The 12118-nt window shown below is 68.5% G+C and carries 11 protein-coding genes; 5 read left to right on the plus strand and 6 right to left on the minus strand.

Annotated elements, in window-relative coordinates; all coding sequences use genetic code 11:
• The first annotated feature begins 4 nt into the window (after nt 1-4).
• Complete coding sequence (locus AB0P21_RS21685) at nt 5-502, plus strand: hypothetical protein (protein ID WP_363698925.1); 498 nt, start codon at nt 5-7, stop codon at nt 500-502.
• A gap of 392 nt (nt 503-894) precedes the next feature.
• On the opposite strand, the gene msrA is transcribed toward AB0P21_RS21685, so the two are convergent.
• On the minus strand, nt 895-1533 hold the full coding sequence (msrA, locus tag AB0P21_RS21690) for a peptide-methionine (S)-S-oxide reductase MsrA (protein WP_363698926.1): 639 nt from the start codon (nt 1531-1533) through the stop codon (nt 895-897).
• 91 nt (nt 1534-1624) lie between these two features.
• Nucleotides 1625-3064, minus strand: a complete 1440-nt coding sequence (locus AB0P21_RS21695; RefSeq protein WP_363698927.1) for a PLP-dependent aminotransferase family protein — start codon at nt 3062-3064, stop codon at nt 1625-1627.
• 62 nt (nt 3065-3126) lie between these two features.
• Between AB0P21_RS21695 and AB0P21_RS21700 the strand changes: the two genes are divergently transcribed.
• Nucleotides 3127-3813 carry a hypothetical protein gene (locus AB0P21_RS21700; protein ID WP_363698928.1) on the plus strand — a complete coding sequence of 229 codons (687 nt, stop codon included), beginning with the start codon at nt 3127-3129 and terminating at the stop codon, nt 3811-3813.
• A 51-nt stretch (nt 3814-3864) separates the two neighbouring features.
• Here AB0P21_RS21700 and AB0P21_RS21705 read toward each other — a convergent pair whose 3' ends face one another.
• Both AB0P21_RS21705 and AB0P21_RS21710 read right to left on the minus strand, forming a co-directional pair.
• Entirely contained in the window at nt 3865-5268 is a 1404-nt protein-coding gene (locus AB0P21_RS21705) for a hypothetical protein (protein ID WP_363698929.1), read from the minus strand.
• Entirely contained in the window at nt 5268-5849 is a 582-nt protein-coding gene (locus tag AB0P21_RS21710) for a hypothetical protein (RefSeq protein WP_363698930.1), read from the minus strand. The genes AB0P21_RS21705 and AB0P21_RS21710 overlap by 1 nt, the downstream gene beginning before the upstream one ends.
• 185 nt (nt 5850-6034) lie before the next feature.
• Here AB0P21_RS21710 and AB0P21_RS21715 point away from each other — a divergent pair, with 185 nt between their 5' ends.
• From AB0P21_RS21715 to AB0P21_RS21725, 3 genes are read left to right on the plus strand one after another with little or no spacing between them, the layout of a single operon-like run.
• On the plus strand, nt 6035-7189 hold the full coding sequence (locus AB0P21_RS21715; protein ID WP_363698931.1) for a cystathionine gamma-synthase: 1155 nt from the start codon (nt 6035-6037) through the stop codon (nt 7187-7189).
• A complete protein-coding gene (locus tag AB0P21_RS21720) occupies nt 7186-8556 on the plus strand; it encodes a glutamate mutase L (protein WP_363698932.1) in 1371 nt (456 codons plus the stop codon). The genes AB0P21_RS21715 and AB0P21_RS21720 overlap by 4 nt, the downstream gene beginning before the upstream one ends.
• A 33-nt stretch (nt 8557-8589) precedes the next feature.
• Nucleotides 8590-9846, plus strand: a complete 1257-nt coding sequence (locus AB0P21_RS21725) for an AI-2E family transporter (protein ID WP_363698933.1) — start codon at nt 8590-8592, stop codon at nt 9844-9846.
• 52 nt (nt 9847-9898) lie between these two features.
• On the opposite strand, the gene AB0P21_RS21730 is transcribed toward AB0P21_RS21725, so the two are convergent.
• Both AB0P21_RS21730 and AB0P21_RS21735 read right to left on the minus strand, forming a co-directional pair.
• The gene (locus AB0P21_RS21730) at nt 9899-11503 is read right to left on the minus strand and encodes an MDR family MFS transporter (RefSeq protein ID WP_363698934.1); all 1605 of its coding nucleotides are present in this window, start codon (nt 11501-11503) and stop codon (nt 9899-9901) included.
• Entirely contained in the window at nt 11500-12042 is a 543-nt protein-coding gene (locus AB0P21_RS21735) for a MarR family transcriptional regulator (protein ID WP_363698935.1), read from the minus strand. The genes AB0P21_RS21730 and AB0P21_RS21735 overlap by 4 nt, the downstream gene beginning before the upstream one ends.
• Between the last annotated feature and the right edge of the window lie 76 nt (nt 12043-12118).

Genomic DNA, 12118 nt, shown 5'->3' on the forward strand with positions numbered 1-12118 from the left:
CCTTATGTACAAGGTGGAACGCGACAGGGCCAAGCGGATGCGATGGCCTCGGCGGCTGCCGGAGGTACCGAGCAGAGTCTGGTCGGACGACGAGTGGCAGCGGCTGCAGCGTGGGTATCAGGCCGGCGCGATGGAAGAGAAGTGGAACGTCTTCACCGAAGGCCGGACCGTTTTCTGCCACCGAAGCTGGACCGGCATGGGGTACTTCGAGGTGACCTTCGCACCGGTCGAGAGTGGTGGCTGGCGCATGGTGGAGGGAAAGGTGGCGCGGGACCGGCTTGAGTTCTTCAAGCGATTGCTGTCCCGTCGCCGCCGTGATTCCGATGCCTTCGACTTGGTCCTGCTCGAGCTGGTGCTCAGCGCGATCGTGCTCGGCGAGCCGGCGCGGGAGCTTCGGGAGAAGTTGGATGAGCTGGTTCGCAGGCAGGAGCCAGACCCTGACAGCATCCCGGCGGGGTATGTGGAGCACATCTTCCTCGGGTCGCGGTCGGAGGAAGAGTAGAGCGCCACGATGGGGCTTGTGGACCGGCTAGCTGGGGAGTTTTCTCGGTGCCGGTGCTGCTTTGGCGGTGGTCCTGACGCTGCCTGCGCGACGCGATTCGAAACGCATCGCGTCTGGCTGCCTGGAGTTCGGGCGGGCTCGAGACCTCGGCCAGGGGCTGCGAGTACGGGTGAGGCGAGACGTCAGCCCCATGCGATGCGGGGTTGATCCGCGCCACGCAGGTCCGCTATTGGTTTGGGTGGGCACAACGCTCCGGCCCGGGCTGCGAGTTCGGGTGGGGAAACACGCAGGCCCCACGAGATGCGGAGTGAATCCGCATCGCGCAGGGCCGCGACCAGCCGGGGTGGGCTCAACGCTTCAGCCCGGGTTGTGAGTACGGGTGGGGCGAACTGCTAGGCCGGGAACCGTGCGCCGGTGTTGCTGTGGCAGCGGTAGCCGTTGGGGTTCTTGGCGAGGTACTGCTGGTGGTAGCCCTCGGCGTAGTAGAACGTGGTGGCGGGGGCGATCTCGGTGGTGATGTCGCCGTAGCCGAGGGGCTTGATGACGGGGGCGTAGAGGTCTCGGGTGCGCTCGGCTTCGGCCTTTTGGGCGTCGGTCGTGTAGTAGATGGCCGAGCGGTACTGGGAGCCCATGTCGTTGCCCTGGCGCATGCCCTGGGTCGGGTCGTGGGTTTCCCAGAAGACCTTGAGGAGGTCGGTGAAGGTGGTTTTGGCCGGGTCGTAGACGACGCGGACCGCCTCGGTCTGGCCGGTGCGGCCGGAGCAGACCTCTTCGTACGTCGGGTTGGGGGTGTAGCCGCCGGCGTAGCCGACTGCGGTGGTGTAGACCCCTGGCAGCTGCCAGAAGATCTCTTCGGTGCCCCAGAAGCAGCCCGTGCCGAACCAGACTTCCTCGAAGCCGGTGGGGGCGGGTGCGGTCTGCGGCGTACCGAGCACGATGTTGTCCGCCGGTACGGCGAAGGTGGGCTCGGGCCGGCCCGGCAGGGCGGCGTCCGGCTCGACCAGGGCTGACTTTGACTTGAAGAACGACATCTCACGCCTCTCGCAGAGTGACTCTCATAGTCTCTCAACGCACCCCTAGGAGTGAACCTTCCCCCAGTCGATTACGGGACGTTTACGTCAACTAGGCGATCATCGCGGCGGTACGCCGTACCGGCGGGCCTGCCGTCAGCGACTCGTACGACGACGCCAGCCGGTCGACGGCGTCACGCAGAGTGTCCGGTTCGAGCGTGTAGGGCACGCGCAGGAACGACTCCAACCCGCCGTCGGGGGAGAAGCGTGACCCGGCCACCACCAGTACTCCGTTCCGCTGGGCCACCCCGACCAGGCTCGATCCGACCGGTTCGGGCAGTTCGCACCACATCGACAAGCCGCCGCCGGGCAACTCGAATCGCCAGGACGGCAGCGCAGTACGGAGTGCGGACGCGAGGGTGTCTCGGCGCAGGGCCAGCGCGGTCCGGCGCTCAGCCAGTACGGGACCGCGTGAGCGCAGCAGCCGGGTCACGACCAGTTGCTCGAGGACCGGTGCGCCCAGGTCGAGCGAGGCGCGCGCGTCGAGGATGCGGGAGACCAGAGCCTCCGGCGCGCGCAGCCAGCCGATCCGCAGGCCGCCCCAGAACGACTTGCTGACCGTGCCGATCGTGATCACGCCCCGCGGATCGAAGAGCGCGAACGGCGGCGGCATCTCCTGCCCGTCCAGCGACAGCTCGAACAGCGTCTCGTCGATGATCGCCGTCGTCCGGGCGCGAGCGAACGCGATCGCCAGCCGCTGCCGGTCGTCGGCCGGCATCAACCGGCCGGTCGGATTCTGGAAGTCGACCACCATCCAGGCGGCCCGCGGCGACGACTGTCGAATCGTTGCCTCTAGCAAGGGAAGGTCCCAGCCGTGCGGGCTCATCGGGACGGCGACGACGCGGCAGCCGCTGCGCCGGATCGCGTCGACGGAGTTCGGGTGGGTCGGGCTCTCGGTCAGCACCCGGTCGCCGATCTGCGTCATCGCGCGGACCGCGATCGAGGTCGCGGCGAGCGCGCCGGCGGTGACGATGATCTGATCCGCTGTGGTCGGCAACCCGCGGAGCCGGTACGCCGCGGCGATCTCCTCCCGCAGCTCCGGCAGCCCCTGCGGGTGATAGCCAGGCGTGGCCAGGTGTCGCGGCAGGTCTTCGAGGGCCTCACTCACCGCGCTGCTGATCCCCGGTACGGCAGGCGACGCCGCGCAGGTGAAGTCGTACAGGCCCTCGGTGTCGATCCCCGGCGCGTGGTGGCGGCCGAGCTCCGGCTCGACCTTCGACGGCAGCGAGGTGATGCTGCCCGATCCGCGCTTGCTGGTCAGGTAGCCGCGATCGCGCAGTTCGCGGTACGCCGAAGCGACGGTGGTGCGGCTGACGCCCAGCGAGTCGGTCAGTTCGCGCTCGGACGGCACCCGGGCGCCCGGCATGATTCGGCCGTCCGCGATCAGCAGTCGTAGCCGCTCCGCGAGACTCCGGTACGCCGGTCCGGAGTCGTCGGCCCAGCTGCCGAGGAGGCCGGCGAGAGTGCTGGCGGGGAGCTGTTGCGCTGTCATGCAGTCCACTATTACCCAATTGGCTATCGAAGACCAGGCCAGTCAGGCGCAAACTGGAGCTTGTGACCGCCACTTCCGCAGCGCCTGCCAAGAACCCGCGTGGCCGCCAGCTAGCCGCTCTGAATCCGCTCGAGCAGCTCAAAGCCGGGCATCTCCCGCGCCGACTGGTCCAGCTCTACCTCGGCCTGATCCTGTACGGCGTATCGATGGGGCTGATGGTCCAGGGCAACCTCGGGCTCGATCCCTGGGACGTGCTGCACTCCGGTATCACCGAGCACGTGAACCTCAGCTTCGGCACGGTCGCGATCATCGTGAGCTTCCTGGTGTTGCTGGCCTGGATCCCGCTGAAGCAGTGGCCTGGGCTGGGCACGATCAGCAACGCCATCGTGATCGGGTTGGTCGTCGACCTGACGATCGCGCTGGTGGATCGGCCGGATGCGCTGTGGGTGCGGATCGTCTTCATGACCGCCGGGATCGTGGTGAACGCGCTGGCGGGTGCGATGTACATCGGCGCTCAGCTCGGGCCTGGGCCGCGGGACGGGATGATGACCGGCTTGGTACGGCGTACTGGGCGGAGTGTGCGGTTGGTGCGCACGAGTATCGAGGTCACCGTGCTGGCGGTGGGGTGGCTGCTCGGTGGGGTGGTCGGGATCGGGACTGTTGCTTATGCGCTCGCGATCGGGCCGCTCGTGCATGTGCTGTTGCCGTTGTTCACCGTGAGGCTGGAGCTTGGCGAAGCTCGTAAATGAGGCCGCGGATGCCGGACCAGGGGGCCCGGCATCCGCGCAGTACCGGCGGAACTAGCGTTCTTTGGTGTCTGTTTGGCGGTGGCTGGTGTGGGACTTGGGTTTCGCGTCTGCCCGGTGGCTGGTGGGTTTGCCGTTGGCTACCGCGCCGTTGGCTCCTGCGATGCCGGCGAAGGCCTTGGCTGCGTCGCCGTTGGTGCGGGGAGCTTTGCTGGCGGTCACTGCTGAGTTGTTGAGCTGGGCGACGGTGGCGGCTTGCTGGGCGGGGCTTTGGTTGGACAGCGTTTGGTGGAACTGCTTCACCGCTTGCAGGCGCTGGCGCAGGTTGAGTCCTTGCTGGGCGGGGGATTGGTTTTGGCCGGCCTGGTGGTTGGCGCCGGCGCGGTGCTTGCCGGGGCCTTGGCGGAGAGCTTGGTAGCTGGCAGCAAGCTGCTCGGCGCGGCCCTGTTGACGGTGCCGGCCGCCGCTGCGTCCCTGCGACTGCTCCCGGTGTCGGCCCGGCGCTTGCTGCACCTGCCCCGGAACTTGCTGCACCTGCCCCGGAGCCTGTGAGACCTGCCCCGGAGTCCGCGGCACCTGCGGCGGCTGCTGCGGAGTCCGCGACGTCTGCCCCGGGGTCTGCTGAGCCGGTTGAGGTTGAGCGCCTGAGGGTTGAGCGCTTTCGCGGGCTTGCTGGGCTTGGGCTGCTTCGGCAGGAGACATCTGCGGGCGCGGCGGTGCGGCTTGCACCGGCACCTGCCGGACGTTGTGCACCGCCGGATCGAGCCCGCCTGTTGTAGCTCGCTGCCGTTGCTCGCCCTGGCCAGGCGAAACAGCCTCGGCCCGCCCCGGGGACTGCTGACTCAACTGCGCCTGAGCCTGGGCCCGCGGCGCGGACTGCAACTGCTGCTGGAAGCGCGCCTGCGCCTGGTACGGCGTCTGCCGCCCCTCCGGACGGAAAGTCTCCTGCATAGCCGCCTGCGAGAGATTCTGCAGATCGGCCTTGGTGATCCGCGACCTCCCGATGCTCTCGCGGATCGCCGGGTCCATCCGTTTGACGTCCTTGGCCGCCTGCGAATACGCGGCCTTCAGCGTCGCCGTGCCCTGACGAGTACTCCGCCACCGCGAGACCCGGTTCGCAACCTGGCGGATCGGGTTGCGGTTGCGGACGACCGACTGGTCGGCCGCCATCGCCTGCGCGGTCGCGCGCCCGCTGAGCTCGCGTGAGTAGCCGCGTTGCCGCGGGTCGTAGGCGCCGGTGATGTGCGCCTCGGCGAGTGACTGCAAATCGGCCTTGGTCAGGTTGGCCCGGCCGATCCGCTCACGGACCGCCGGGTCCATTCGCTTGGCGTCCCGCGCGGCCTGTGCGTACATGCCCTTGAGCGTCGCCGTGCCGCGGCGCGTGTTGCGCCAGCGCGAGACGCGAGCCGCCATCTCCCGGAACGGACGGGTGACCCGGTTGCCTGAGGGCTCGCTCATTAGTCGATGTAGACCGAGTAGTTGACCCCGACCGCGGTCGTCAGCGGGTCTTTGGTCGGCCGGTTGCTGTACAGCTGGTACTGCGCGCCAGGCCGCAGCCACACCGCCAGGTGCCGCCTCCCGGCGCCGGCGCCCTCTTCCCATTCGTCATCGAAGGCTGGGTTGCTGTCGTCACCGACATAGTCCGGCTGTCCCCAGTACTGCGTCGCCAACGCCAGGTGCTCCGGCCAATGCGCGTCCAGCCCCGCCTCGGCGGCCTGGAGGTCGTCCGGCCCGATCTCGTACGCCGACCAGCCGCTGTTCGGGCAGTCCGCGAAGGCCAGCCCGTTGAACACGATCATCGTGCTGCCGCGCGGGGTGGTGAACCCCCAGGACGCCATCTCGCCGCCGATCACCTCGCCGGTCTCGAGTGGCCACGGCTTCCAGTTGGTTGCCGCCATCACCCGGTGCACCAGCGCGCGGACGACCGCCTCGCCGGCGTCGTCGTCGTCCGGTCCGGCGATCACCGTCCAGTCGCCGATCTCGGCCAGGTCGGCCATCGCCAGCGCGTCCTCGTCCAGCGACCTGTCCTGCGTCTTCATCCGCGCCGCCTCCGCAAACACTCGAACTCCGGGCTGCAAAGATTAGTGGACGGGCGGTCCCTCCCGCCGGTTCCGATCGGCCGCCTGTGGACAACTATTGGTTGCCGCAGGCGTGGGATAGGGCTTGCCGTACCGCCGGTGAGACTGTATTGGGGACTTCCCGGCGCAGGGCCTACGCTTGCTCGGTGAACTCTGAACACCACTACGGCTTCGAGACGCTCGCCATCCACGCCGGGAACGAGCCCGACCCGACCACCGGCGCGGTGGTACCGCCGATCTACGCGACCAGCACCTATAAGCAGGACGGTGTCGGCGGGCTGCGCAACGGCTACGAGTACTCCCGGTCGGCCAACCCGACCCGGACCGCGCTGGAGGAGTGTTTCGCGGCGATCGAGGCCGGCACCCGCGGCTTCGCGTTCGCCAGCGGGCTGGCCGCCGAGGACACCCTGATCCGCTCGCTGTGCGTGCCGGGCGACCACGTGGTCTTCCCCGACGACGCGTACGGCGGCACCTTCCGGCTGTTCGCCAAGGTGCTCGGGAACTGGGGCGTCGAGATGACCCCGGCCGCGGTCACCAGCCCGGAGGCGATCCGGGCCGCGATCCGGCCGGGCAAGACCAAGGTGGTCTGGCTGGAGACGCCGACCAACCCGCTGCTGAACGTCGCCGACATCGCGATCGTCGCGCAGCTCGCGCACGACGCCGGCGCGCTGCTGGTGGTCGACAACACCTTCGCCTCGCCGTACCTGCAGCAGCCGCTGGAGCTCGGTGCCGACGTGGTCGTGCACTCGACCACGAAGTACATGGGCGGGCACTCCGACGTGATCGGCGGCGCGCTGGTCGTCCGCGACGCGGAGCTGGCCGAGAAGATCGCCTTCCACCAGAACGCGATCGGCGCCATCGCCAGCCCGTTCGACTCCTTCCTGGTCCTGCGCGGCATCAAGACGCTGGGCGTCCGGATGGACCGGCACAGCGACAACGCGGAGAAGGTCGTCGAGTTCCTGCAGCGGCACAAGAGCGTCAGCTCGGTGCTGTACCCGGGCGTCGAGGGCCACCCCGGTCACGAGACGGCCGCCAAGCAGATGAAGCGGTACGGCGGCATCGTGTCGTTCCGGGTCACCGGCGGTCTGGAGCAGGCGCTCGACATCTGCAACAAGGCCGAGGTCTTCACCCTGGGCGAGTCGCTCGGCGGTGTCGAGTCGCTGATCGAGCACCCGGGCAAGATGACCCACGCGTCGGTCGCCGGGACCCCGCTGGAGGTGCCGGCCGACCTGATCCGGCTCAGCGTCGGGATCGAGACCATCGACGACCTGCTGCAGGACCTCGACCGTTCGATGGCGTGAGCCTGTGGGTGGCGGTCGACTTCGGGTCGACCTTCACTAAGGCGATCGCGGTGGACGCCGGCTCGGGTGACCTGGTCGCCCGGGCCGAACACCGCACCACCGTCGACAGTGACGTGATGGACGGCTGGCATGCCTGCCGTACTGCGTTGCTGTCGGCGGACGCCGGCGTCGCCCGGGCCGAGGTGCTCGCCTGCTCGAGTGCAGGTGGCGGCCTCAGGATCGGTGTCGTCGGCAACGAAGAGCTGGTCACCGCGGAAGCGGGCCGGCGGGTCGCGCTGTCCAGCGGCGGCCGCGTGGTTGCCGTGGTCAACGGTGGGCTGACGGCAACGTCCTTGAAGGCGTTGCGGGCCGAGCGCCCGGATGTGGTGCTGCTGCTCGGCGGCACCGACGGCGGCAACTCGGCGGTGATCACCAACGCGGCCGCGGTGCTGGCGAAGTACAAGTGGCGCCGGCCGGTGGTTGTCGCGGGCAACGTCGAGGCGCAGGCCGAGATCCGCGGATTGTTGTCGGCGGCAAGTGTTCCGCATGTGGTCGCCGCGAACGTGGTGCCGGAGATCGGGGTGTTCGCGCCGGATGGTGCGCGGGCCGCGATCCGGGAGATGTTCCTGGCGCATGTGATCGGCGGGAAGAACCTGTCGCGTGATCCCGGGTTTGCGGCGATGGTCAGGGCGGCGACGCCGGACGTCGTACTGCGTGGGGTCGAGGTGCTCGCCACGTTGCACGGAGACGTCGCGGTGGTCGACATCGGCGGCGCGACGACCGACGTGCACTCGGTGATCGAGCTAGACCCGGAGGACGCGAACTTGGGCCGCGAGGTGGTGGCGACTCATCCGGTGACGAGGACCGTCGAGGGTGATCTCGGGATGCGCTGGAGCGCAGTACCGGTTGTGAGTGCTGGTGTCGAGGCCGGATTGCTGGACGCCGGTACTCCGCTCGAAGCTGCAGCCGCGCGCCGGCATGAGGACCCCGCGTTTCTTCCCAGCGACACCCAAGAGGCGTCGTACGACGAGACGTTGGCGCGGGTCGCCGCGACGGTGGCGCTCCGGCGGCATGCGGGGCGGCAGCGCGTGGTCTTCGGTCCGGGTGGGCGGGTGATCGAGCGGTCCGGGAAGGATCTGCGCGAGGTCGATCTGCTGGTCGGGTCCGGGGGAGTGCTGCGGCACAACGGTCCGGAGGTCGCGGCGCGGATCCTTGGCGGGATCTCTGCCGGTGCCCAGGAAGAGGGCTGGCTGGTACCGACTGCGGCTCGGACATGTGTCGATTCCGACTATGTCTTGGCGGGCGTCGGACTACTTGCCGAGCTTGATCCAAAGGCCGCCGCAGGACTGGCCGCCCATATTCATGGAACCGCCAAACCCGGGCACTAGTCTCAAGAAGGACTTTGAGACCCCGGAGGTGTCATGAGCAAGCCGGACGACTCGGCTGATGTGCCCGAGGTTGGGCGAGATGAAGAGAGTCCGGTCGCGGACAACTCCGCTGCCGAGGGTGTGAGCGACACCGTCGTACCGTCCGATGACCAGCACCTGTTGGCGGCGTCCAGCAAGGGGACTGTTGACCTCGGCGTGACGCCAGGCATGCAGATCGCGAGTGCGTGGGCCTGGCGGTTCCTGGTGATCGTCGCGGCCGTGCTGGTGATCGCCTACGGCATGCGGTACCTGTCCGAGGTCGTCGTCCCGGTGACCGTCGGGATCCTGCTGACCGCGCTGCTGGTCCCGGTCACCAACGCGCTGCAGAAGATCAAGCTGCCGCGCGGTCCCGCGGCCGGCATCACGGTGATCGGCACGATCGCGGTGATCGCCGGGCTGCTGACGCTGGTCGGTACGCAGATCGCGAGTCAGTTCGACAAGCTGTCGGCGCAGGTCGGCGAGGGCGTGCAGCAGTTGCGCGACCTGCTCCGGATCAACTTCGGGCTGACCGAGAAGGACATCACCGACTCGCTCGACAAGCTTCGCGAGAGCGTGATGAACGGCGGTGGGCTCGGCCAGCGGGCCGCCGAGGTCGGAACCACGGCGACGCACGCGGTGGCCGGGTTGTTCATCGCGCTGTTCTGCCTGTTCTTCTTCCTGTACCAGGGCCCGCAGATCTGGGCCTGGGTGGTCCGGCTGTTCCCGCGGCACGCGCGCGAGAAGGCGGACTCGTCCGGTCGCAAGGCGTGGGTCTCGCTGACCGCGTTCGTCCGGGCGACCATCATCGTGGCCGCGGTCGACGCGATCGGCATCTCGCTCGGCGCCGCGATCCTCGGCCTGCCACTGGTCAGCGCGATCGGCATCCTGGTCTTCGTCGGCGCCTTCGTGCCGGTGGTCGGCGCGCTGGTGAGCGGCTGCGTCGCAGTACTGGTCGCACTGGTCGCCAAGGGCCCGATCGTCGCGATCATCATGCTGGCGGTCGTCATCGGCGTGCAGCAGCTGGAGGCACACGTCCTTCAGCCGTTCCTGCTGGGCCGCGCCGTCAGCGTTCACCCGCTCGCGGTCATCCTCGCGATCGCCGCCGGTGTTGTGGTCGCAGGCATCGTCGGCGCACTGCTGGCGGTCCCGACCGCCGCCGTCCTCAACACCATCGTCAACCACCTGGCCGGCAACGACGTCGACCCGGAACCACCGCGTCCGATTCCCCGCAGACGTCCACCGTCAGCAAAGCAGGACCAGCCCACAGCATGAAAACAGCCGCCCCCGGGGAGTCCCCGGGGGCGGCTGTCTTGCTACGGGTAGATCAGTGCATCGCGGCGGCGGCCGAGGCTTCGAGGTTTTCGTCCTCGGGCTTCTTGTCGCCGTCGTTGCGGCCGGCTAGGCGCTGCTCCGGGGTGATGATGGCGAGCACCAGGGCGATCGCCAGGAAGGGCAGCGAGACCAGGAAGACGTCGTCCATCGCGTTGACCAGGCCGTTCAGGGCCCAGCCCTTCATCGGCTGCTGCAGGCTGTGCAGGACGGGCACGCTGTTGGCGGCCTTGACCAGGCCGTCGATCACGCCCTGCGTCGCGCTCGGGACGATGTCCTTCAGGTGCACCTCCAGCCGGCTGGTCAGCACCGCTCCGTAGACGGCCGTGCCGATCGCGCCGCCCATCGAGCGGAAGAAGGTCATCGTCGAGGTCGCGGTGCCCATGTGCTGCCGGGGCACGCTGTTCTGGGCGGCGGTGACGGTGATCTGCATCGACAGGCCCAGGCCGGAGCCCATCACGAACATGTAGATCGCCAGCTGCCAGTACGGCGTGGTCATGCTGATCGTGGACAGCATCACCATCGCGATGCCGACCAGGACCGCGGAGATGATCGGGTAGATCTTGTACCGGCCGGTCTTGCTCATCAGCTGGCCGCTCGGGATCGAGGCGCTGAAGATGCCCATGATCATCGGCAGCAGGGCCAGGCCCGACCGGGTCGGGGACATGTCCTTGACCGCCTGCAGGTAGAGCGGCAGGAAGATCAGCGCGCCGAACATCGCGAAGCCGAGCAGGAACGCGAAGCCCGCGTAGCCGGAGAAGATCCGGCCCTTGAACAGGTCCATCGGGATGATCGGCTCGGCGACCCGGAGCTCGACCAGGACGAAGGCGACGGCGAGGACGACCGCGCCGATCAGCAGCGCGAGGGTGGTGCCGTTGCCCCAGCCGTTGGTCGGGCCGGACCAGGAGACCGCCAGCAGCAGCGCGGTGACAGCACCGGTGACGATGGCGGCACCCAGGTAGTCGATCTTGTGGCTGCGCTTCACGTGCGGGAGCTTCAGGACGGCGGCGACCACGCCGAGGGCGACCAGGCCGATCGGCAGGTTGATCCAGAAGATCCAGCGCCAGCCGGGACCGTCGGTGAGCACGCCGCCGAGCAGCGGGCCGGCCACCGAGGACAGACCGAAGACGGCGCCGAAGTACCCCATGTACTTACCGCGCTCACGCGGCGGGATGACGTCGCCGATGGTGGCGAAGGCCAGCGACATCAGACCGCCGGCGCCCAGACCCTGGACGGCGCGGAAGCCGATCAGCATCTCGATGTTCTGCGCCAGGGCCGACAGGACCGAACCGGCCAGGAAGGTGACGATCGCCGCGATGAACAGCGGGCGGCGGCCGTACAGGTCGGAGATCTTGCCCCACAACGGAGTGGAGGCGGTCGAGGTCAGCAGGTAGGCGGTGACCACCCAGGACAGCTTGTCCAGGCTGTTGAACTCGCTGACGATCTGCGGCAGCGCCGTACCGACGATGCTCTGGTCGAGTGCGGCCAGGAACATGCCGGCCATCAGGCCGCCCAGGATCACCAGGATCTGCTTGTGGGACAGGTAACCAGGCGCGGTGGCGCCGCCGCCGTCGGCGACGGCGGGCTCTGTGGTGCTCATGCGTTGTTCTCCACGTTCTCTGTGTCTTGGGGGCGAGCGGCCTCGGCGGCCAGGGCCCAGCCCTTGTCGGCCCAGGCCTTTCCGCCGTCACGCTCGTCGACGAGGTTGATGACGCCTTCGGCGAACCGGGTCATCAACTTCTCGAAGGTCTCGATGTCGGTGTGGGACCAGCCGTCCATCGCCTGGGACAACAGCCCCATCCGGCGCTTGGCGGAGGCTTCCCACTCGCCGATGCCTTGCTCGGTCAACTCGACCCGGAAGGCCCGGCCGTCGTCGGGGTCGGGGGAGCGGCGGACCAGGCCCGCCTGCTCGAGCGACCGGACGTGCCGGCTGGCGGTGGAGGCGTCGATCTCCATCTTGGCCGCCAGGTCGGACAGCCGCAGTGCCCCGTTGCACCGCAGCACGAACAGCACCAGGTGGGCGCTGTGGTCGATCGTGTCGCCGGGCTGCTTCGACTTCAGCCGGCGGCCGATCCGGGTGAAAGCGTGCAGAACGCCCTCCACCGGCGTCTGCGGCACCCATCCCTCATTTACATGCATGGTGCAAGCATATACATAGTTGCGTGATGCACGCAAATGAGTTTCCGCCTGCTGCTTGGTCACGGCAAGTGATTAA

It is taken from the genome of Kribbella sp. NPDC056861 (assembly GCF_040687575.1).
Taxonomy (GTDB): domain Bacteria; phylum Actinomycetota; class Actinomycetes; order Propionibacteriales; family Kribbellaceae; genus Kribbella.